The sequence below is a fragment of the Rathayibacter sp. AY1D5 genome, assembly GCF_002932515.1.
In the GTDB taxonomy this organism is placed as follows: domain Bacteria; phylum Actinomycetota; class Actinomycetes; order Actinomycetales; family Microbacteriaceae; genus Rathayibacter.
On the sequence record NZ_PSVU01000049.1, the window covers coordinates 1 to 21,634 of the forward strand.

Genomic DNA, 21,634 nt, shown 5'->3' on the forward strand with positions numbered 1-21,634 from the left:
ACTGCGCGCCGTCGCGTCCCTCCTGGTCGCGACGTTCCACATCTGGCTGGGCCGCGTCTCCGGAGGCGTCGACGTCTTCTTCGTGATCGCCGGGTTCCTTCCGTGACGGTCGGCGGGCGGTGGGGCGGGAGCCGTCGATCGTCGGTGTTCAGGATCGCGCTCTCCCGCCCCCAGGGGAACCGTGTCCGGGGTGCTGTCCACCTGGTTGGGGGCTGCGGAGGCGAGGTGCGCGACAGGTGTCCGCTTACTCGGCTGTTCCGGGCCTTCTGGGTGACATGAGAACTCGGAGGTCGCCGTCCGCGCGCGCGACCACGGCGACTTCTGCGGAGTCGCCGGCGGGCCGGGCCGAGGGCGCCGAGGGCTCGGTGGCGCGGATCGACTGGCGCGAATGGACGGGGCCAGATGAGGTAAGGCTATGCTTACCTGGGCTCCACGCCGAGACGCGGGTGCCGCCCGCCGACGGACCGGGCCGCCGAGCCCTGCCGGCGAACCGGGCCCATGAACCGGGCCCATGAACCGGGCCGACGACCGACGCCCACGAACCACGGGAGATCCATGTCCACGCACCGACGGCGCCCCGCCGCCCTCGCCCTCGCCGCCCTGACCCTGCTCGCCCTCACCGGCTGCGGCGCCTCCGAGCAGATCGAGCCCGAGAGCACGGCCGCCGCGGGGGAGGGCACGACTTCGTACCCGCTCATGCTGGACAACTGCGGCACCACGACTACCGTCACCGCCCCTCCGCAGCGGGTCGTCTCCCTCGACCAGAACTCGACCGAGATCCTGCTGTCCCTCGGCCTCGAGGACCGGATGGTCGGCACCGCCTCCTGGACCGACCCCGTGCTCGCGACCCTCGCCTCCGCGAACGAGAGCGTGCCGCGCCTGGCCGACAACGCGCCCACCTACGAGGTGCTGCTCGGCGCCGACCCCGACTTCGTCACCGCCTCCTTCGGCCGGCACTACGCGCCCGAGGGCGTCGCCTCGCGCGACCGCCTCGCCGAGACGGGGATCGGCTCCTACCTCGCCCCCTCCGACTGCGACAACGGAGCGAGCGTCAACGGCGGGAGCGGCACGCGCACCGTCCCGCTGACCGTCGACGTCCTCTACCAGGAGATCCACGAGCTGGCCGAGGTCTTCGACGTGCAGCAGCGCGGCGACGCCCTGGTCGCGCAGCTGCAGGAGCGCGCCGCCGCCGCCACCGAGGGGGTCGACCTCGGCGGCCGGAGCGTCGCCTTCTGGTTCGCCGACACCAAGACGCCCTACATGGCCGGCGGCTACAACTTCGCCTCGATGCTCGGCACCACGACCGGCATGACCAACGTCTTCGCCGACCGCACGGAGGACTGGCCCGCCGTCGGCTGGGAGAGCGTCGTCGCGGCCGACCCGGACGTCCTGGTCCTCGGCGACCTGCAGCGCGACCGCTTCCCCGGCGACCGCCTCGACGACAAGACCGCGTTCCTCCGCTCCGACCCGCTGACCAGCAGCCTGCCCGCGGTGCAGGACGGCCGCTTCATCGCGCTCCACGGCGCCGAGTTGAACCCGTCGATCCGCTTCGTCGACGGGCTCGAGAAGATCCGCGCCTGGTGGGACGAGAACGGGGCCTCGCTCTGAGCACGCACACGGGCACGAGCACGGTCCTCGTCCGCCGGGTGCCGCGGGGTCTGGCCGCCGCCGCGCTGGTCGTCGGCGGGCTGCTAGCGCTGGCGCTCTCGGTCGGCGTCGCGGTGACGCTCGGCCCGGCCGACGTCTCGCTCGTGAACGTCCGCGACATCCTCCTCAACCACCTCGGGCTCGCCTCCGTCCCGGTGCGTGCGGCCGAGGACGCGATCGTCTGGCAGGAGCGCCTCCCGCGCGCACTCGTGGCCGCGGCCTGCGGGGCGGGGCTCGGCGTGTGCGGAGTGATCCTGCAGTCGCTGCTGCGCAATCCGCTCGCCGACCCGTTCGTGCTGGGCGTCTCCTCCGGAGCGTCCACGGGCGCGGTGCTCGTCGGCGTGCTCGGGGTCGGCGGAGGAGTGGTCGGGCTCTCCGGAGGCGCCTTCGTCGGCGCGCTGGTCGCCTTCGGCTTCGTGCTGCTGCTCACGCGGTTCTCGGCGGGCGGCACCTCGGGCGTGATCCTGGCGGGGGTGGCGAGCACCCAGCTGTTCTCGGCGCTGACCTCGCTGATCGTGTTCGCTCTCGCCGACTCGGACGAGACGCGCGGCGTGATGTTCTGGCTGCTCGGCTCCCTCGAGGGCATGCGCTGGGACGACGTGGCGCTGAGCGGAGGAGTCGTGCTGCTCGGCTCCGTGGTCTGCCTCGCCGCGGCGCGCACGCTCGACGCGTTCGCCTTCGGGGAGGACGTGGCCGCGTCGCTCGGCGTGCACGTGGGCCGCACCCGCCTCCTCCTGCTGGTGGTGACGGCCCTGCTGACGGCGACCCTGGTGAGCATCGCCGGCGCGATCGGCTTCGTGGGGCTGGTGCTGCCGCACGCCGCGCGACTCGTGTTCGGCCAGCGGCACTCGCGGGTGATCCCCGCGACGATCCTGCTCGGCGCGGTGTTCCTGGTGTGGGTCGACGCCGGATCGCGGGTGGCGTTCGCGCCGACTCCGCTGCCGGTGGGGGTCGGCACGGCACTCGTCGGCGTGCCGGTGTTCATGCTGCTGCTCCTGCGGCGGAGGGGCCGCTCGTGACGCTCGAGGCCGACCGGGTCTCGTGGCGCCGGGGCGGCCGCCTGGTGGTGGACGGGGTCTCGCTCCTCCCCCATCCCGGCTCGACCGTCGGACTGCTCGGGCCCAACGGCTCGGGCAAGTCGTCACTGCTGCGGCTGCTGCAGGGCACCGCGGCTCCGGACGCCGGCGTCGTCACCCTCGACGGCGCGCCGCTCCGCTCGCTCCGCCGCCGCGAGGTCGCCCGGGCCGTGGCCACGGTGACGCAGCAGGCCGAGACGGAGGCGGACCTCCCCGTCCGCGACGTCGTCCGGCTGGGGCGGACACCGCACCGCTCCCTTCTGGGCGGAGACTCGGCCGAGGACCTGCGCGCGATCGAGCGCGCCCTCGAGCAGGTGGATCTCGAGGCGAAGGCCGACCACCTCTGGCACACCCTCTCGGGCGGCGAGCGGCAGCGCGCGCACATCGCCCGGGCGCTGGCGCAGGAGCCGCGCGAGCTGCTGCTGGACGAGCCGACCAACCACCTCGACATCCGCCATCAGCTGGAGCTGCTAGCCCTGGTGCGGGCGCTGCCGGTGACCACGGTCGTCGCGCTGCACGACCTCAACCTCGCGGCCCTGTTCTGCGACGCGCTGCTGGTGCTGCGCGAGGGGCGCGTGGTCGCGGGCGGCACCCCGGAGGAGGTGCTCACTCCGGCGCTGATCGCGGACGTCTACGGGGTGCGCGCCCGCGTGATCGTCGACGCCGGACGGCCGCACGTGCTGTTCGACTCCTGATTCCGCTGCCGCATCCTGACCCCACTGCCAGACGATCGTCGATCAGTCAACGGCCTCGTCCACTTCTGGCAGCGCGTTCTACCGTCGGTGAACCGGCTTCGAGACCTCACAGGAGAGGTCCTCCTCGCGCTGGGCGAGGTGAACTCCTGACGGAGGTCGATGGACGTGCCGGTGACGGCGAAGGGGAGTCGAGAGATGTCCAGAGACGACGTGGCACCGGGGCGGTTCGCGCGGTTCGTGAAGTGGGTCAACAAGGCCGACGGCTGGGAGCCGCAGTACCTGCGCGGGCGGGTCGTGGCCAAGAAGGACGGCGAGTGGATCGTCGCGGTCGACGGCGAGGAGCGCCGGATCGTGAAGAAGGAGTGGAGCGTCTACCGCTGACCCTCGGGGAGGACTCGTGATGCTGCCCGACCGGCGCACGCCCGAGATCAGAGAGGCGCGTCCCGGAGTCTTCGTGCTCGAGCTGCGCCGCACCCGCCGCCGGCCCGCCGAGGAGCTGGGCGTCCTGATCCGCACGGGCACGACCTGGACGGTGCTGGGCCCCGAGGGCGTGCTCTCCGACGTGCCGAGCTTCCACGACGCCGTGGCGGCCCTGCGCGAGTAGCGAGGCATCACCGAGGTACCCGCGGCCCCGCTGAGTCGCCCGAGACGGTCGCCCTCTCCGGCGTGTCGACGGCCGTCCCGGGCACCTCAGCGCGGAAGGGGGCGGCGCGGCGGTGGTGCCGCCGAGGCGTGGGCCCGCCGCGCCTACAGCTGGCGGCCCGGACGCTGCACGCCGAAGAAGGTGACGGTGAGGGTCGCCGAGGTGCTCTGCGCGGCGGACGGCGCGGACTCCGACAGGCGCACGGTCAGGCGGAGGTGGTCGGTCGCTCCGACGGCCAGAGCTGGGGAGCCGGGCAGGTCGAGGCGGGAGGCGGCGGGGCGGTCGGCCGACACGGTGGTGACGGTGCCGGGGCAGGTCGCGGCATCGGCCGACCAGGACTGCGAGCAGCGCTCGATCGCGAGCTGCAGGCCGTCCGAGAGGTCGGTGCCGGTGGCCGTCTGCAGCTGGAGGGCCGACATCGGCAGGGTCCCGGCGTTCGTCAGGTCGAGGAGGCGCCGGGCCGTGCCGCCGGGGACGAGTCCCGCGACGGGGACCGGCACGGTCGTCGCTCCGGTGCCGGTGAACGTCGCGATGACGGTGCCGGAGGCGATCCGTGCGCTCACGGAGCCCCGGTCCAGGAGCACGGCGGTGGCGGTGGCGGCGGCGCCGAGGACGAGCGCGCCGGCGACGAGTCCCGCCAGGCCGGCGCGGGAGACCACGCGGCGGCGGACCTCGGGGGAGTGGCGCGGGGCTCCGCGGTCGCGGGAGGACGGCCGGGCGCTGTGCCGTCCGTGCTCAGCGGGCGGACGCAGGGGCTCCGGGGGCGGCGTGCCGTCCGACGAGCGGTGCGCGCCGCTCACGGGGCAACCTCCGCGGGGTGGCGCCAGATGGCGATCAGGAGCGCGCCCACGATGACCGCGCCGCCCGCGGCGAAGAGCGCGAACCGCGCCTCCGGGTGGGCGAGGCCGATGCTCGGCCAGCCCAGCAGCGGCACCACCGAGCTCTCGCGCCAGATCCGCTCGTCCGCGATCGTCACGATCCACGGGTCGGCCGACTCGTTGTTGTCGCCCTTGGTGGTGAGCGCCAGCTGGCCGGGCTCGCGGCCGCGGAGTGCCGCCGCCTCCTCCTCGGAGTAGACGAGGGTGACGCGGTGGATGACGCGGCGGCCCGGATCGTCCGGGTCGGTGAAGACGATCACGTCACCGGCGCGGATCGCGGCCTGGTCGACGGGCAGGGTGACGGCGAGGGAGCCGACGGGCATCCCGGGCGCCATCGAGTTCGACAGCACCGGCACGAGCCGCACGAGACCGAGCGCGGAGAGGACGAAGACGGCGATGCCGGCGACGGCCACGATCGTGACCAGGCCGCCGAGGAGAGCGCGGAGGGCCTTCACGCCTGCTCCCTCCGGTGACGACGGCGCGCCGCCGCGGCGAGCAGGGCGCCCGAGCCGAGGGCGAGCATCCCGCCCAGGAGCGCAGCGCCCAGGTCGCGGCCGGTGACGGCCAGCCCGCCGCCCGCCGCTCCGGGGAAGGAGCCGGGGCCGGGCGTCGCGGAGGGATCCTCCTCCGTCGTGCCCACGAGCACCCGCAGCGACGCCGCCGCGAGCTCGGTCCCGTTGCCGGCCGACTCCGGGAACAGGACGCGGACGCGCACGCCCACGGTGGCCCCGCGCTCGAGCGGACGGACACCGTCGAGCCGGCCGAGCGTCGCCGCGGGCCCGGATCCGAGCGGCACAGCGTCGTCGGGGCAGAGGTAGCGCTCGACCGTGCGCCCCCCGTCGACGACCTCGGCGACGGTGAATGCCGAGCCGCAGAGCTCGACGGACAGCTGGAGGCCGTCGCGCGGGTCCTGCGCCAGCGTCCCTCCGTCGACCGCGAAGGCCACGGAGACCCCCTGCGGCGACAGGCCGGTGCTGGTCACCTCGACCGCCCACTCGGCGCGGTCGCCCGGAGCGAGGTCGGTGAGGGATCCGGGCGCCGAGAGCTCGCGCACGTCGAGCACGCCGACGGGCTCGGCGCTCGCCGCGGGCGCGAGGAGCACCGCCGCGAGGACGGCGACGAGCGCACGGGCGTGGGTCATGGGGACGACTCCGGGAGGAAAGGGGGATGCCTCCGCCCCGCGCCGGTGGCGGCCGGGCAGGACGGAGGCGGTGGGGGACGGTCTACTTCTGGATGCCGGCGCGCTGGATCGCGGCGGCGGTGAAGGTGACCGTGGCGGAGGCGTTCTCGTACGCGTTGTCGGCCGCGGTCGGCAGGACGAGCTCGATCAGCGTGTTCAGCGTCACATCACCGGCGTCCGAGGGGAAGGTCCCGGTCGTGGTGGGGGTGATGCCGAAGTTCGCCGGGGTGAAGTCGACCGCGCCGGCCTGGCCGCCGATGGACGACAGCTTGCCGGATCCGGTGACCGTGGTGGTCCCGCTGCAGGAGTACGGGCCCGCCGGAGTCGTGGTGGGGGCGGTCGTCCAGGCGGTGGAGCAGGTCAGCAGGCGGTAGTCGAGGCCGTTCGGGCCGGAGACGAGAGACTGGCCGACACGGTTCTGGTCGGTGGTGTCGGATCCCACGACGTCGTTGGTGACGGCCTGCGAGAAGCGCACCGACGAGACGAGGTCGCCGTCGTTGGTGGCGTTCGGCAGGACGATCGTCACCGGGCGCTGGATGGTGTCTCCGGGCGCGATGTCCGTCACGATGAAGGTGCCGTCGAGGTTGATGTCGAGCTGTCCGGCGTCCGCGGTGACGCTGGCGCTCCCGGAGTCGGTGAACACGGCGAAGGCGCCGGCGCCGGCGAGGGCTCCCGCGGCGAGGAGGACGCCGCCGGTGAGGGCGATCTTCTTCCAGGGGCTGCGACGGGTGGGTGCTGTGGTGGTCATGGCGACCGTTCCTTTCTGGTGGGTGGTGCCCGGTGCGGGCGTGGTCTCCCTCACGAGGACACGTGCAGGACGAGAGGGGTGTCGGCGGGGAGGCATCAGCAGCCTCCGGCGGTGGTGACGGCCGGCTGGGCGACGGCGGTCGAGGCGGCGGACGCGACTCCGAGCCAGCGCTGCAGGTCCGGGCGGACCCGCCACTGGTAGCTGCGGCCCTCACCGACCCGGTCGTCGGTGAAGCTCGTCGCGGAGGCGGCGGGTGCCGCGATCACGGTCCAGGGGCCGGGCGTCGTCCCCGCGAGGCGGCGCTCGAGGGTCCAGCCGGTCGCTCCAGCGGCGGCCGACCAGCTCACGAGGGTGCTCGGCCGACCGGCCGTGCAGCTCGCGACAGGCGTGGCGACCACGGAGGAGCTGGTCCAGGCGCCGAGCCCGACCGCTCCGCTCGTGCTGCCGGTGCCGGAGAAGCCGCGCCGGACGAGGGGAGCGGGATCGACCCACACCGTGATCGTGCCGCCCGCCGTGAGCGCGCCGTCCGTGACCGTGTACGCGATCGTCGCGCTCCCGGTCCAGCCGTCGGTCGCGGGCGTGTAGGTGCACGTGGATCCGGAGCAGGAGAAGGTGCCGCGCAGCCCGGCCGGGACGCTCGTGCCGGCCAGGGCGAGGGTCGTGCCCGGGTCCTCGTCGGTGTCGTTCGCGAGCGGAGCGACGGTGACGGCGGGGCCGCCGGTGGTCGCGACCACGCGGTCGGGTCGGGCGACCGGCGCGCGGTTCAGCGCGGTGACGGTGACCGTGACCCGCACGTTCCAGGTGCCGTACTGGCCCGAGAGGGAGTAGTCGAAGACGTCGGTGCCGACGAAGGCGGCGATCGGGCGGTAGGTGCACTGGCCGCGGGTCGCTCCGCTCGCGACGCAGGAGACGGACCCCTGCAGGGGAGTGGCGGGGGCTGGGGTCGCCGCGCCTCCGATCGCCTTCGGGGTCGCCGAGAGCTGCGCGCGCGAGAAGGTCGCTCCGGTCGCGGCGGGCCCGTCGTTCGCGAGCACGTCGATCACGACCGATCCGCCCTGCACGACCGTCGCGGCGTCGGCCGCCGGATCGGGGATCACTGAGATGCTCACCGAGGCCGTGCGGGTGAATGCCCCGCCGGTCGGGCCGGTCGCCGTCGCCGTGGCGGTGTTGGCGATCGTGCCGGCGGTGACGTCGGCGGCTGTGGTCGTGTAGGCGGCGGTCGCGGTGACGACCTGGCCGGGCAGCAGTCGTCCGGAAGTGCCCGGCCAGGAGTAGGTGAGAGCGGAGAGCCCGCTCTTGGGGTCGCTGATCGCGACCGCGGTGAGGGTGGTGGTGCCGGTGTTGGTCGCGCGGAAGGTGTAGGTCACCACGGTGCCGGCGGCGCTGATGAAGGCGGGGTTCGCGGTCTTGGCGAGCGCGAGGTCGTTCGTGCGGGTGATCGTCACCGTCCGCGAGGCGGTGGCCGTGACGGCGGCGCCCGTCGGAGGGGTGCCGGTCGCGGTCGCGGTGTTGAGGACCTGGCCCGCGTCGACGTCGGCCTGCGTGAGCGTGTACGACGCGGTCGCGGTGACCGACTGGCCGATCTCGAGGCGCCCGGCGGTCCCCGGCCAGGAGTAGGCGAGCGCGGAGAGCCCGCTCTTGGGGTCGGTGACCGCGACGGCGCTCAGCCCGGTGTTGCCGGTGTTGGTGGCGGAGAAGCTGTAGGAGACGGTCGAGCCCACGGCGGCCCCGGTCGGGATCGTGCCGTTCTTCGTCAGCGAGATCGAGGGCGCGTAGCGGATCGGCGTGGTGGCCGTGGAGGTCGCGGTGACCGTCACGGGCGAGGCGGCCAGGGTGCGGCCGGAGACGGTCGCCGTGTTGACGAGCGACGTGTTCTTGTCGATGTCGGTCTGAAGGACCGTGTACGGCGCCGACGTGAAGGTGGCGCTCGCTCCGGGGGCGAGCTGCGTCGAGGCGGGCGTGATGCCGGTGACCTTCGGGTCGGCGACGGCGACCGTCTGCAGTGTGACGTTGCCGGAGTTGAGGGCGAGGAAGGAGTAGCGGATCTGCTCTCCGGCGTCGGCCTGGGCGTTGCCGTTCGTGTCGGTGAGCAGGGCGGTCTTGGTGAGGGTCAGAGCGGGAGCCGGGGTGGCGATGGGGGCGGTGGCGGTGGCGGTCCTGCTCGTGACGGGGGTCGTCGTCACGACGTTCGAGATCGTCTCCGTCTTCGTCGCTGCAGCGGTCGCCGTGTTGACGAACGAGCCGGCCACCGCTTCGGCGGCCGTGACCGTATGGGATCCCGTGCAGATGGTGGAGGCGAGCGGGAGCAGGGTCGTCGTCGGACAGGAGATGCTCGCGGCCTTCGGGTCCGTGACGACGATGCCGGTGAGCGTGCCCCGGATGGACCCGTTCGTGACGACGAACTGGTAAGGGATGACGGATCCCTCGGCGTAGGCGACGGGCTGCGTGGTGGTGCGGTCGATCTGCTTGACCAGAGTGATGTCGTCGAGAGTGTTGATGGACGAGACGGAGACGTTGCGGACGAGGTGGGTGTCGTTCGATCCACCGGTGGACGCCGTGAAGCCGAGCTTGTAGGTCGAGGGCGCTGCGGTCGGCATCGTGAACTGCATCAGCTGATCGAGCTGCCCGGCGGGCAGACCCGCTGTCCCTCCCCAGTAGACCGTGACGACGGGAGTGGCGGCAGCCGAGACCATGATCCGTATCGTGCGCCCGTAGGACGCGGGCGGAGCGCCCGTCGATGTCGTGGCCGTCGTGCGGACCGACGTCAGCAGGGGAGGCGAGGCCGACTGGAGGAAGCAGTATCCGCTCTTGGCCTGCCCGGGTCCGCGCGCCACGATCTTGTTCGCCGTGAGGAGCGCCGACCCGGAGTTCGAGGGGCAGTCGGAGCCGAGGCCGAGGGTAGGCGCGGCGGGGGGCCTGGCCGAGAAGTTCCCGAAGGCGTCGATTCCGATCCCGAGGTAGCCGCCGTTCACCCCGTCGACGGTCGCCGACTGGCCGTAGCCGAGCGATCCGCCCGGAGCTCCCGCCGCGGTGAGGGACCTCGAGCCGTCGGTGAGGAAGAAGCCGATGCCGTCGGCCCCGGTCAGCGAGCTTCCGTACTGGTACTGGTCGAACTGGACGTCGATGCCGCCCGCGGCAGGAATCGGCCGGTTGAAGACCGCGCCGCCCTTGGCGTTGTTCCGGGCGTCGGTGAGCTGCAGGAAGCCCGGACTCGTCGCGGCGGCGGGGGCCTGAGTCCGGTTGGCGCAGACGCCGAGATTCGAGGAGCCGGTCGGCGGAGCAGTGGTCGCCGCCGTGATGCAGGCGCCGTCGAGCGCCTGCCACGCCGAGTCCGCGACGCTGGTGCCGCCGAAGCCCTCCTGGAGCAGGACCGTGGCCGCCGCAGCTCTCGTCGCCGGCAGAACCACGAGGACGGCGGCGAGCAGGAGCAGGACGAGGCCGAGGGCGATCGAGCGGTCGTGGCTCGGCCGGGCATGCGCGTTCGACACGGATCGACCTCCCCCCGGGGCGCCTCGCCGGGCCTTCCGGATGGAGCGGGATCACGATAGGTCGCGGCTCGGAGGCGCCCTGTCCCCCTGAGACGGGACGTGGGCGGCGGACGACGGGCCCCCGATCCGGTGGGCACGCAGAAGGGGGAGAGCGAGCGCTGAACCAGCGCTCAGGTGGTGTCCAGAAAACGCGACCTCTCCGGGGGTCCCCCGCGAGAGTGTTGACGTGCGCACGGCCCTCGCGCCGGGCTCAGGGCGGCCTGGTTCCGTGCCGGCCCCGCGGGACCCCGGAGTTCCGGCACCGACACGATGCGGTTCCGCTCCCGTGGCGGGCATCTCCAGAGCAGTGGCGCGAGATAGCGCCTTCACCAGGACCTTCTCGCATCCCTCCGCCGCTCCACGCCAGGTGGGAGCGCCGCCGCGGGTGTCCCTGAAGCGGGTCTGGTGGTCGCGCGGCGGACGCGGGAGGATGCATTCGCGCCTGCCCGCCCGCACGGTCCCCCGAAGGACCGCCCCGCGCCCCCTCCACGGTGGTCCGATCCGGACCGCAGCACCCCCCTCACACCTTCCGGTCAGGCTCCGCCGACCGAGCAGCCCTCTCCACGTCGGGATCCCATGTCCTCTCCTGCGCGCCACAGCCGCCGTCTCGTCCTCACCGGAGCCGCCCTCGGCGTCGGATCCGCCTTCGCCTACGCGATGACCGCGTCCGCGGCGCCCGACTACAGCGTGATCCCGCCGCTGCCCAACGAGCTCGGGCGCAGCGACACGGCGATCTCGCGCGTGGGGAAGAAGCCGTACCAGATCATCGACGTGATGATCGGCACCGACCGCGCGCGGCTCTTCGTCCCGCACACCGCGGTCCCCTCGCAGCGGATCGGCCGGGTCGTCTACTGGTACTACCACGCCAACGGGAGCACCTACGCGGCCCTGTCCGGCGCCTACCAGTACAGCGCTGACCAGGCCGTCGACAAGGGCGTCATCTCGATCTGCCCCAACTACGGCGGCAGCATCTACACGAACAAGCGGGCCGTCGCCATGCAGGTGGACGCGGTCGCCTGGTTCCAGAAGACGTGGCGGATCGGCGCGAGCTTCCTCCGCTCGAACTCCGGCGGCGGAGCGCTGCTCTGCTGGGCGTACGGCAACAAGCTGGTCCCCGAGATCCGCGGCGCGTACCACGCGGCCGGCGTCTACGACATGGCCGACATGGCCCGCCGCGATCCGGGGCGCGTCCTGCCGGACTACGACAACGACCCCTCGACGATCCCGGCGACCGACCCCGCGCTGCTGCCGCAGGCCTCGTGGGCGGGGGCGCGGATCCGCACGACCGGCTCGACGGAGGACGTCCTCGTCCCGATCGCCGTGCACGGAGGGGCCTGGGTCGCGCTCGCGAAGCCCGTCGCGAAGGAGGCTGTGGTCCTCTACACGCCGACCGACGGCGCTCCGAACGGCCACAACGTGCCGAGCCTGACGAACAAGGACATGCTCGACACGTTCGACCGCTGGCTCGCGGAGCAGCCGGTCGTTCCGCTGCCCGACGAGCCCGCCTCGTCGATCCCCGGCGAGGGCACGTACCAGAACTACTCGCCGCTCATCACGACGGCGGGCACCTGGAGCACGATCTCCTCCTCCGCCGACAGCGGCGGGAGCATCAGCTACTCCAGCTCGGCCGGAGCGTCCGCGAGCTTCCGCTTCTCGGGCACGGGCGTCAGCTGGGTGAGCCGGATGACGGCGACCTCCGGCATCAACGAGGTGCTGCTCGACGGCGTCCTCGTCGCCACCGTCGACCGCTACAGCCCCACGACCCGCTCGGGTCAGACGGTGTGGACGAGCGGACCGATCGCCGCCGGCACCCACACGGTCACGATCCGCCGCGGGACGACGCGCAACCCGGCGTCCACCGGGTCCACCCTGATCCTCGACGCCTTCGTCGTGACCGCGGGGACCGTCTCCACGTCGACCCCCACCCCCACCGCGACGGCGTCTCCGACCAGCACGCCGACGCCGACGCCGACGGACACGCCGACCCCCACCGACACGCCGACTCCGACCGAGACCCCGACGGCCACGTCCACGCCCACCCCGACCTCGACGCTGCCGGCGGCGGGGACGTACCAGAACGGAGCCGCCGTCATCGCGACGGTCGGCACCTGGGCGACGCTCTCGAGCACCGCCGACAGCGGCGGCAGCATCTCGTACTCCAGCACCTCCACGGCCTCGGCGACCCTCCGCTTCCGGGGCACGAAGGTCAGCTGGGTGAGCCGGATCACCCCGACCTCCGGCATCAACGAGGTCCTGATCGACGGCGTGCTCGTCGCCTCCGTCGACCGCTACAGCGCCACGAACCGCTCGGCCCGCACCGTGTTCACCAGCAGCACCCTCAGCGCCGGCGAGCACACCATCACCATCCGCCGCGGCAGCAAGCGCAACGCCGCCTCCACGGGCAACTCGCTGATCCTGGACGCCTTCGTCGTCGTGTGAGCCGCTCGGGCGCCCGAGCCGCCCGCGTGATTCCGGACAGAGGACGCGGGCGGGCTCGGGTGGCCGGGTGTGCGGGGGCTCGTGGAGGGGGCCTTTGTCGCTGAGTCGCTCGCTCGGCGCCCACTGCGTCGAGTCGCCCGTGTCGAGTCGCCCGAGAATGCAGTTGTTTCAACGTTCTCGGGACCAATTCGGGCACCTCAGCGGGCTTCGCGCGAGGCGGCCCGTGCGAGCATGCGGGGACGAGAACGCTGATCCTCGGAGGAACGGGCTGGCTCGGCGGGCACCTCGCGGCGGAGGCGCTGCGGCGCGGCCACGACGTGACCTGCCTCGCGCGGGGGACGGCCGTGCCCGCGGGGGTGTCCCTCGTCCGGGCCGACCGCGACCGCGAGGACGCCCTCGACGCCGTGGCTGCGGCATCGTGGGACGCGGTGATCGACGTCTCCTCGACCCCGCAGCACGTCCGCCGATCCGTCCGCGACCTGCGCTGCAGCGCCTACGTCCTCGTCTCGACCACGAGCGTCTACGCCGAGAACGCGGTCGTCGGCGCGGACGAGGACGCCGAGCTGCTGACTCCCTCCGACGATCCCGCCTCGTACGGCGCCGCGAAGGCCGCCTGCGAGCAGGCCGTGCTGGCCGGATCCGCGCCGTCCCTGATCGCGCGCGCCGGCCTGATCGGCGGCCCCGGCGACCCGACGAGCCGCTCCTCCTACTGGCCCTGGCGCTTCAGCGCGCGGTCCGGGCCCGTGCTGGTGCCGGATGCGCCCGAGCTGCCGACGTCCGTGGTCGACGTGCGGGACCTCGCCGCATGGCTGGTGGCGTCCGCCGAGGCGCGGGTGGCGGGCGTGATGAACGTCTGCGGGACCCCCGTGCCGTTCGGCGAGCACCTCGCCGCGGCGCGGAGCGGATCGTCGGCCGAGCCGGTCGCCGTGCCGCAGGAGTGGCTGCTCGAGCGTGGCGTCGGCCAGTGGGCGGGCGCCGGCTCGCTCCCGCTGTGGATCGCGGACCCGGACTGGCGCGGCATGAACGCACGCTCGACGGCACGGGCGGAGGCCGCGGGCTTCGAGCGCCGCGAGCTCGCCGAGACGCTGCGGGACGCGGCGGCCGCGCACGTGCCGGGACGCGGCGCCGGACTGGGGGAGGAGCGGGAGCGGGAGCTGCTGGGGGAGTGGGGTGCGGGGCGGGATTGAGGCGGCGGGCCGTCTCGGCTGAGTCGTCCGATGGAGCAGGCGGCCCTACGACGAGGCGCGGAGTTCAGAGGCCGGAAGAAGTATTGATCCCTGCCCGCCTGGCAGCCGCTCGACCGATGTCGTCCAGCTGAGCGAGCATCTCGGCGGGCGGCCTCGTGACGTCGATCCGCACCGTCCGAACCACGACACCGGAGCCTTTCACCGTCGCTGTCCGATCACTCGGGTCTCCGGCGCTCGAGACGTAGACGAGCGTCCCTTCAGCCAGCCCGAGCACTGTGCAGTAGGCCAGCATCTGGTAGAGGTCCTCGACCCTCGGTGGCCCGAGTTTGTACTTGGCATCGATGACGACCACTGGTCGGCCGCCGGCGACGTGGACGAAGTCGGGTCGGATCGGCTGGCGTCGTTCGAGATCGAGATGAGCGGGGAACTGACCGATACTGACGCCACGCGAGACCCCTGAGAGAGCGCTGCTCAGAGTCGTGGTCACGAATGCCTCGAACGCCTCCGCCATATTGACGACGAAGGAGGCGACGGTGTGGCCGCCGTTCGTCGTGGTGGGCGTGATGCGTGCGAGCACGAGTTCGGCGAAGCGCAGGGCGGGCTGATAGCGCTGGTTCAGCCGCGACGGCTGCCACGACGGTGTCATCGTCCCTGGCCGCAGGAGGGCTGCCTCCGACAGTCTCGAGTCGAGGTGCGCCAGGCGCCGCCGGACGTCCGGCGACACGCGGGGCACGGCGAGCAGCAGCCGGCCGGCCGCACGCAGGATCCGGTTCTCGACGATGTCGGCCGAGTAGTCGTCGACCGTCAGCTCGATCGGGAGGAGTCGTCCGCCGCGGCGCGACATCTGGTCGGAGAACCGGACCCGCCCGCGCACCGTCATGGCGCTCTCGTCGTACCGTCGGTACCCCTGCAGGAGGCCGTGCCCGAGTGCACGTTCCGCGATGCGCGCGTACGTCTCGGCGACCGCGGGGAAGATCTCCCTGCCGTCGCCGGAGACCTCTTCCGGTCGGAAGCCCGGGTCCGCCGCGTACCCCAGCATGAAGAGCACCGAGGAGAAGGCGGCCTTCGGACGGACGACGACCTCGTCGCCATCGATCCGAATCGCCCCGATCCTGTTGAGCTGAGGCTTCACCTCGGCGCCTGACGCTGTCATGCGGGATTCGAGCAGCCCTGCGCTGCATACGCGACCGATGACCTCAGGGTCGAACGAGACCGCCGTCCAGCCGCCGTTCTCGTCGAACTCGACGCGGGTCATCCGGCCGGAGCGTCGTCGACCGCTTCGTCCGGATCCGCGACAGCACCGGGCTCGAGAGCGCTGAGACCGAACGTCGCCCGGACCTCCGCGCGAGACAAGCGTCCGTAGTAGTGCTCGTCGAGCAGCGGAAGGATGTCGTACTCCCAGATCCTCGCCAATCCGGAGTCCGTGCGGGCAGAAGCGCCCATGAGGTAGGACGGGCCGATCTGGAAATCGCGGTCGAGGTCGCCGATCCGCTCGTTGAGCTGCCTCAGCAGAGCACTTCGGCTGATCTCATGGTGCTGCGCCTTCGACCATCGCTCGATCAGGCCGAGTACCGGCTCCTCTGCGGGGTGCAGCTCGACGAACGAGAACCGCCTCCTGATCGCCGCGTCCACCAGGGAGATCGAGCGGTCTGCCGTGTTCATCGTTCCGATGACGAAGAGATTCTCGGGCAGACGGAAGTCCTCCTCCGGCGAGTACTGCAATGAGACCCCGGCGTCGCGGTATTCGAGGAGCAGGTAGAGCTCGCCGAACACCTTCGCGATGTTCGCCCGGTTGATCTCGTCGATGATCAGCACATGCGGCACTGTCGGGTTCGCCGCCGCCGCAGCAGCGAGAAGACGTACCGGCCCCGGTGCGAGTCGGAAACTCGCGGACCCCTTCTCATCGACCGTCGGCCGGAACCCCTCGAAGAAGTCCTCATAGGAGTAGGAGGGGTGGAACTGGACGATGCGGACCGCGCCCTTCGGCGCGATGAAGTCGGCGAGAGCACGGGCGAGATAGGTCTTGCCCGTTCCGGGAGGCCCGAAGAAGATCGCTTGGCGACGCTCCTCGAGGAGACCCAGCACCTCGTTCAGCCACAGTGAGTCGTAATGCAGGCGACCCGCGAGTTCGGGCGTGCTGCGGGGGAGGCGGAGGGGGCCGGACAGCGGAGGTGCGGGCGTCGGTGCGATCGGCGGCGATATCAGGAAGCCGACGTCGGTGATCGGAGCGCTGCCGGACAGGACGTCGAGGACGGCGTTCGGTATCTCCGACCTCGAGACCGGCGTTCGCCAGTCGACGCCGCGTCGTCCTCGGGAATCGAGTTCTCCGATGACGCCCCAGTGCACGTCGTCGGAGCCGTCGACGAAGACCTGGTCGCCGGCCGCCATCGTCACGAGGAACTGCGCAGCCGAATCCACCTCGGTGAGGAGATCGGTGATGGGCGGTCGCGGACCGGCCCCGGACGTCGGCCAGTCTCTCCATGAACGGAGCGCTTCGTCGCGGATGCCGCTTCGACCGCCATCCGGCGGGAGCGTGACGTGGAGGCCTGGGAGGGCGAGTGGCGCGCCGGGAGCGGCCGAGGGTACGGCCCAGCCGCGATGCTCGGTCTGCGGTGCCGCAAGCCACCATTCCGCGTCCCACGGTGGCGAGTACCAGGCGATGTCGAGCTCGCCGCTCGGGTCGAGGCTGTCCCGCAGAGCGAGCAGATCGCGGTCGACGTCGTCCGTCACCGTCGGGAGCGCTCCCGCGAAGGCGTCGCGGATCGCGTGCTTCTGCGCGACGGAGACGATTGCTTCGAAGCAGCTCGGCCAGGCCAGAGCGAGCAGAGAGCTCCGGATCGGTGGAGCATCACCCTGTACGTCGAGCGTGCGGTCGCGGAAGAGCCAGGGATCGCCGAGCGCGGCTTCGCGATGATCGGACGCGAGGGCGTCCCACTGCCGGACGAAATCGCACAACCAGAGGAGATGCTGTGCGATCTGCTGGTTGAACCCCTGACCGCCGTTGAAGACGCCGCGAGTGTCGAGGGCGTCGACGATCACATCAGGGACCCGGGGGCGATCGGGCAGCACGTCGAGGATCTCCTGCAGAAGAGCGAGCTTCGTCTGCGCCCGGATGTTGATGAGGGGGAGGCGCTGCAGGAAGCAGAGCTCAGCGGCGAGCAGGACGACCGCCCTCGGCTGATCCGTCATCTGCTCGGCGATCCGCTCACGGAAAGTGCCGGTCGACCCGGGTGTCTCGATCGCTCGCCGGAGTGCCGCCGCAGTATCAGCGGTCCAGGTCACCGTCCGGCCGTCGAACGCGGAGGCCTGGCGTCGGAGACCACCGTCGAGGACGACCCGGGCGGCCTGCGCGATCGCCGTCCGCTCCGCCCGGCCCGTCCGTCCGGACGTCTCCGGTTGCTCCGCTGGAACGCCGGGGTCGGTCGTTCCTCTTATGGCCGCGCAGTCCGAGCACCATCCCGGTCGCGTCAGCGTCCTGAGATCGACATCCGGCGCAGCACCCCAGGCCTTCAGCACTTCGTCCTGAGCCCAGATGCGGATCGGAGTCGTCACGCCGTGAGCACATCCTGGGAGATGCAGCTTGCCCGAGGACGCTTCCTCGTAACCGTGCTCGGATGCGGCGAGCCCCCACTCGACGCCGTCGAAGGACCGCGTGGAACCGGAGATGCGCCCTCGAGCTCCCGGAGCAGTGCTGAGCACCAGGAATCCGAGCCCTGTGAGGACCCGCTGTGCCTGGCCGGAGGTGAACTCGCTCCTCTGCAGACCGGTGACCTCGGAGATCACCTGTTTCACGGGGAAGCGGCTGCCGCTCACCTCGACGGAGTACGTGCTCACCTCGGCCGGCGCGGTACGGGCGAGGGTGCTCTCGACTTGTTCCCGTGTGAGTTCGTAGGTGGCGCCGTTGATCGTGAACTGCACTTCGTCCCCTTCGTCGTTCCGGTGAGTCTGTCGGACGGTACCGACTTTCACCGCATCGGCTCCCTTTTCGCGCCGGGAGAAGAGGGGGTGTCACTGACCGTCTTCGAGTCCGTCTGCTCCGGTCTTGGTATGGGGGAGAGTCCGACGCGATGAGCGCGGAGAATCCGACGGGACGGCGACCGATCGAGAAGGAAGCGACAGCCCTTCCGCAGCGAACCGGACCTCGACCGGTATGGCACGATCAACCCATGCCCGGCTCACTGCACGCCTATGTCGTCGAAGGAACCCGTCTCCGAGTGGATGTGGTCTCGGATCAGGGGGCGACTCTCTCCCTTGCGGGGGAGTTTACCGATCTCGAGCCGGTGACGGAGAGCGGTGGCGTTCTCGAGAGCAATCCTGCACTGCGCAGCAACATGTGGGCGTACGCCAAGACCTGGTACCGCGCCCGGATGACGTCCAATGCCGAGGCTCTCGCGCATTCGGATCCGGCCGAGCAGAAGGCAGCTCTCCAGCAGGTGGAGCAGGAGCGGCGGACCGCACAGAAGGTGGCCGAGACGTACGCGAAGACGGCGCAGTGGATCGCGGACGTCGCAGACGACGTCTCGCTGCTGGACGTCCAGCACGGATGGTGCTCGTCGTGCTTCTTCAACACCGAGCACCGGAAGTCGAACCGTCCCGCGGGGCAGCTTCCCGTCTACGTCTGCCAGGGCTGCGGATCCGCGACGCTCCCGTGCGTGGCTGTGGGCTGCGGCAACATGGCGGTGCGCGAGCGCGGCGCTCTGCGCGTCCCCCAGTTCTGCGCCGAGCACAAGCACGAGATCCCGGGCTTCGAGAAGGCCCAGGGGAGCTTCGGCGAGCTGCACGACTACGAGGCCTTCCTCGAGTACGAGAAGCCCGACCTCGACGCGACCTCGAAGATCATCGTGGGCGGCATCGCTGTCCTCGCGATGGCGGCGCCGGTCGCTCTCCTCGCCGCTCCCGCCATCGGCGGCGCGATCGGCTCGCTCGGCGTCTTCGGCGGATTCACCGGCGCAGCGGCGAGCTCACACGGACTCGCGCTGCTCGGCGGCGGCACCCTCGCAGCGGGCGGGCTCGGCATGGCCGGCGGCACGGCGGTCGTGACGGCCGTCGGAGCGGCGGTGGGAGGTGTCCTCGGGGCATCGGTCGCGAACGCCTACCTGAGCGAGGACAAGTCGTTCCAGATCGAGCTGCTCCGTCCGGGAACGGGCGGCGTCCCCGTGGTCGTCGCTAACGGGTTCCTCACCGACGGTGAGGGAGAGCGGTGGGGCAAGTGGAAGTCGATCGTCGACTCCCGCTACCCGGACTCGCCCGTCTACCGCGTCCGATGGGGGTCGAAGGAGTTGCGGGATCTGGGGGAGCTCGCCGTCGGCGCAGCAGGCAAGGGCGTCGCCATGGGGCTGCTCAGAGGAGCGGCGGCGCTCGGGCACAAGGCGGGGGCGAAGCTTCTCGGAGGCGTCGCCGGGCCGGCGATGATCGCCTCGGACCTCGCGAGGAACCCCTGGCACGTCGCGAAGAATCGCGCCGACAAGACGGGCGTGATCATCGGTGATCTGCTTGCACGCACGAACGCGGAGTCGTACGTGCTCATCGGTCACAGTCTGGGAGCGAGGGCGATGGTCGTCGCCGCGCAGTCCATGGGCACGAAGCCCGGAGGGCCGCGGATCCAGGCCGCACATCTCCTCGGCACCGCGATCGGAGCGAAGAGCAACTGGGACTCGTTGACTGCCTCGGTCGACGAGGCGGTCTACGGCTACTACTCCCGCAACGACGCGATCCTCAAGTTCGTCTACCGGACGGCTCAGGCCGGTGAGACGGCAGCTGGTCTGGTGGGCTTCATCCCCGCGTCCAGCAAGATGCAGAACATCGACGTCTCGGATCGTGTCCAGACGCACTTCGAGTATCAGGACAACGTCGAGCTCCACGACGCCGTCTGAGCGGTGCCGGGCGGGAGGTCGGTGACCTCTCGCCCGCGATCAGTCGATCCGCTGGTCCTTCGTCCATTCGCGCAGGACTCGCCGACGACCGCCGGCTCGGCCGTTCGGCCCTCGAGCGACGAGCGCTGTCCGAGCTAGCGCCCTTCCCCACCCAACCGCACACTCATCCCCGCGACCTCCTGCCACGCCCCGGTCGCCCGTTCCTCCGCCGTCGCCTCCCGGAGCAGCCCGGTCAACCGCTCCCGCAGCCGCAGCTCTGCGGCCGTCATCGCGCTCTCGTGCCCTCGCGCGAGGAGGTATGAGTGGGCGTCCGTCGCGAAGGCGGCCAGGGCGTCGAGGAAGATCTCGAGGACACGGGCGGCCTCGCCGACGCGGGACGGATCGCGGGGCACCGGCAGCATCGGCACGAGCCGCAGCCTCCCCTGCCAGAGGCGCTCGTCGAGCGGATCCGCGAAGAGGGTGAGCGCGGTCGCGAGCGTTCCCGAGGCGGAGGAGGGGAACGCGCGGCGGACGTCGTGGACGATCTCGTGGAAGTGGTCGTCGGTGAGGCCGAAGCCGACGAAGAGCAGGTGCCGGGTCGCGAGGGTGGCCTTCACGATCGAGGAGAGGGCGCGGCGGGAGGAATCGAAGCCGAGGTAGTCGTCGCGGGTGAGGACGATCGAGGACGGGTCGTCGACGGTGCCGTGGAGCTTGAGCAGCCAGCGCTCGTGGTCGCCCTCGTGGTCGCCGGGGATGACGGCGCGGGGGACGCCCGCGTCCTCGGACGCCGTCTCGAAGAGGCGGTCGTAGTTGAGCGTGATGGCCTGCTCGGAGTCGATCGCGGTGAGGAGCGCCGGAGCGAGACCGTACCGCTCGAGGGAGCCGATCTCACGGGCGACGGATTCGGCGAACCGTCCGGGCTGCTCCTCGTCGAAGAGCGTCGCGAGGTAGGACGCCTGGTCGAGCACGTTCTTCCCGCTGAGGACCGCGGACGTCTCGGAGTCGAGTCCGATCTCGCGGCCGAGCTCCTCGAGCAGTCCGTCCCAGGAGGGGCCGCCGGCGCTGACGCTGGTCCCGGCGCCGAGGAAGGGCACGAGCCGGCGGCGACGGGCGCGCTCGGCGAGGCTCTGCGCCTCCTCGAGGGCCGGAGCCTCCAGCTCGGGCCAGGACGTCGCGGGATCGAGTCGTCGCCTGGACTGGGCGAAGGCGTGGACGTCGGCGCGGAGGGTGACGATCGCGATGTCGACCTCGAACGCCTCGGCGGCCTCCCGCAGCACGCGGAGCTGCTGGGCGAGCACGGCGTCGCGGAGGGTCCCTGATCCGCCTCCCGCCGTCGCGAAGAGCGGCACGGCCAGGAGCGGCAGCGGCCGCCTCGTGCGCCGATCCCTCGTCACCGTCCGCGCGGCGACCTCGACGAAGGCCCGGAGGCGGCGGGCGATGTCGGCGAGTCCTTCGCTGTCCTCGGCGTCGTGCACGGCGCGATCGGGGACGGCGGTGAGGACGGGAGTGGGCTCGCCGTCGCGCGGCGCGAGCGGCAGTGCCGCCTGTCGGCCGTCCGAGAACTCCGGAGTCAGCGCGGCGCGTGCGCGATCCTCCAGCTGCGGCACCCCGCGCCAGAAGTCCGTGAACGAGAGGAAGCGGTCCGTCGGCAGGAGCCACGCGTCGCAGGCGAAGTGGAGGAGGCTTCCGCGGGTGACGAAGAGATGAGGTCGAGGCACGGCCTCTTCCTATCAGCATCGCTCAGTCGCCCGGGAGGGCTCGT

General features: G+C 71.9%; 16 protein-coding genes. 8 read left to right on the forward strand and 8 right to left on the reverse strand.

Features of this window, described 5'->3' with window-relative positions; genetic code table 11:
* Positions 1-555: 555 nt before the first annotated feature.
* The 5 genes from C5C82_RS13670 to C5C82_RS13690 all read left to right on the forward strand — a co-directional run bounded on the left by C5C82_RS13670 (position 556) and on the right by C5C82_RS13690 (position 4,022).
* Entirely contained in the window at positions 556-1,608 is a 1,053-nt protein-coding gene (locus C5C82_RS13670) for an ABC transporter substrate-binding protein (RefSeq protein WP_104234087.1), read from the forward strand.
* A complete protein-coding gene (locus C5C82_RS13675) occupies positions 1,581-2,666 on the forward strand; it encodes an iron ABC transporter permease (protein ID WP_104234086.1) in 1,086 nt (361 codons plus the stop codon). The genes C5C82_RS13670 and C5C82_RS13675 overlap by 28 nt, the downstream gene beginning before the upstream one ends.
* Positions 2,663-3,418 (forward strand): ABC transporter ATP-binding protein, encoded by a 756-nt coding sequence (locus tag C5C82_RS13680; RefSeq protein WP_104234085.1) that lies wholly within the window; start codon positions 2,663-2,665, stop codon positions 3,416-3,418. Before C5C82_RS13675 ends, C5C82_RS13680 begins: the two co-directional genes overlap by 4 nt.
* A 195-nt stretch (positions 3,419-3,613) precedes the next feature.
* The gene (locus C5C82_RS13685) at positions 3,614-3,799 is read left to right on the forward strand and encodes a hypothetical protein (RefSeq protein ID WP_104223398.1); all 186 of its coding nucleotides are present in this window, start codon (positions 3,614-3,616) and stop codon (positions 3,797-3,799) included.
* A gap of 19 nt (positions 3,800-3,818) precedes the next feature.
* The gene (locus C5C82_RS13690; RefSeq protein WP_104234084.1) at positions 3,819-4,022 is read left to right on the forward strand and encodes a hypothetical protein; all 204 of its coding nucleotides are present in this window, start codon (positions 3,819-3,821) and stop codon (positions 4,020-4,022) included.
* 143 nt (positions 4,023-4,165) lie between these two features.
* On the opposite strand, the gene C5C82_RS13695 is transcribed toward C5C82_RS13690, so the two are convergent.
* The 5 genes from C5C82_RS13695 to C5C82_RS13715 form a co-directional block, all read right to left on the reverse strand.
* A complete protein-coding gene (locus C5C82_RS13695; protein ID WP_104234083.1) occupies positions 4,166-4,861 on the reverse strand; it encodes a peptidase in 696 nt (231 codons plus the stop codon).
* Positions 4,858-5,394 (reverse strand): signal peptidase I, encoded by a 537-nt coding sequence (locus tag C5C82_RS13700; protein ID WP_104234082.1) that lies wholly within the window; start codon positions 5,392-5,394, stop codon positions 4,858-4,860. The genes C5C82_RS13695 and C5C82_RS13700 overlap by 4 nt, the downstream gene beginning before the upstream one ends.
* Positions 5,391-6,080 carry a hypothetical protein gene (locus C5C82_RS13705; protein ID WP_104355226.1) on the reverse strand — a complete coding sequence of 230 codons (690 nt, stop codon included), beginning with the start codon at positions 6,078-6,080 and terminating at the stop codon, positions 5,391-5,393. Before C5C82_RS13705 ends, C5C82_RS13700 begins: the two co-directional genes overlap by 4 nt.
* An 82-nt stretch (positions 6,081-6,162) precedes the next feature.
* Positions 6,163-6,867, reverse strand: coding sequence for a TasA family protein (locus C5C82_RS13710; RefSeq protein WP_104234080.1), 705 nt, complete (start codon positions 6,865-6,867; stop codon positions 6,163-6,165).
* A gap of 95 nt (positions 6,868-6,962) precedes the next feature.
* Positions 6,963-10,355 (reverse strand): Ig-like domain-containing protein, encoded by a 3,393-nt coding sequence (locus tag C5C82_RS13715; RefSeq protein WP_104234079.1) that lies wholly within the window; start codon positions 10,353-10,355, stop codon positions 6,963-6,965.
* Between the two features lie 615 nt (positions 10,356-10,970).
* On the opposite strand from C5C82_RS13715, the gene C5C82_RS13720 reads away from it, so the two are divergent.
* Together C5C82_RS13720 and C5C82_RS13725 are read left to right on the forward strand one after the other, a co-directional pair.
* Positions 10,971-12,833, forward strand: a complete 1,863-nt coding sequence (locus C5C82_RS13720) for a hypothetical protein (RefSeq protein ID WP_104234078.1) — start codon at positions 10,971-10,973, stop codon at positions 12,831-12,833.
* Between the two features lie 251 nt (positions 12,834-13,084).
* Positions 13,085-14,020, forward strand: a complete 936-nt coding sequence (locus C5C82_RS13725) for an NAD-dependent epimerase/dehydratase family protein (protein WP_258066130.1) — start codon at positions 13,085-13,087, stop codon at positions 14,018-14,020.
* A gap of 64 nt (positions 14,021-14,084) precedes the next feature.
* Here C5C82_RS13725 and C5C82_RS13730 read toward each other — a convergent pair whose 3' ends face one another.
* The gene (locus C5C82_RS13730; RefSeq protein WP_104234076.1) at positions 14,085-15,275 is read right to left on the reverse strand and encodes an McrC family protein; all 1,191 of its coding nucleotides are present in this window, start codon (positions 15,273-15,275) and stop codon (positions 14,085-14,087) included.
* Positions 15,272-17,938 carry an AAA family ATPase gene (locus tag C5C82_RS13735; RefSeq protein WP_104234075.1) on the reverse strand — a complete coding sequence of 889 codons (2,667 nt, stop codon included), beginning with the start codon at positions 17,936-17,938 and terminating at the stop codon, positions 15,272-15,274. The genes C5C82_RS13730 and C5C82_RS13735 overlap by 4 nt, the downstream gene beginning before the upstream one ends.
* Positions 17,939-18,300: 362 nt before the next feature.
* On the opposite strand from C5C82_RS13735, the gene C5C82_RS13740 reads away from it, so the two are divergent.
* Complete coding sequence (locus C5C82_RS13740) at positions 18,301-19,893, forward strand: DUF726 domain-containing protein (RefSeq protein WP_219812384.1); 1,593 nt, start codon at positions 18,301-18,303, stop codon at positions 19,891-19,893.
* 134 nt (positions 19,894-20,027) lie between these two features.
* Here C5C82_RS13740 and C5C82_RS13745 read toward each other — a convergent pair whose 3' ends face one another.
* Positions 20,028-21,590: an SIR2 family protein gene (locus C5C82_RS13745; protein ID WP_104234073.1), complete on the reverse strand. Its 1,563-nt coding sequence runs from the start codon at positions 21,588-21,590 to the stop codon at positions 20,028-20,030.
* Between the last annotated feature and the right edge of the window lie 44 nt (positions 21,591-21,634).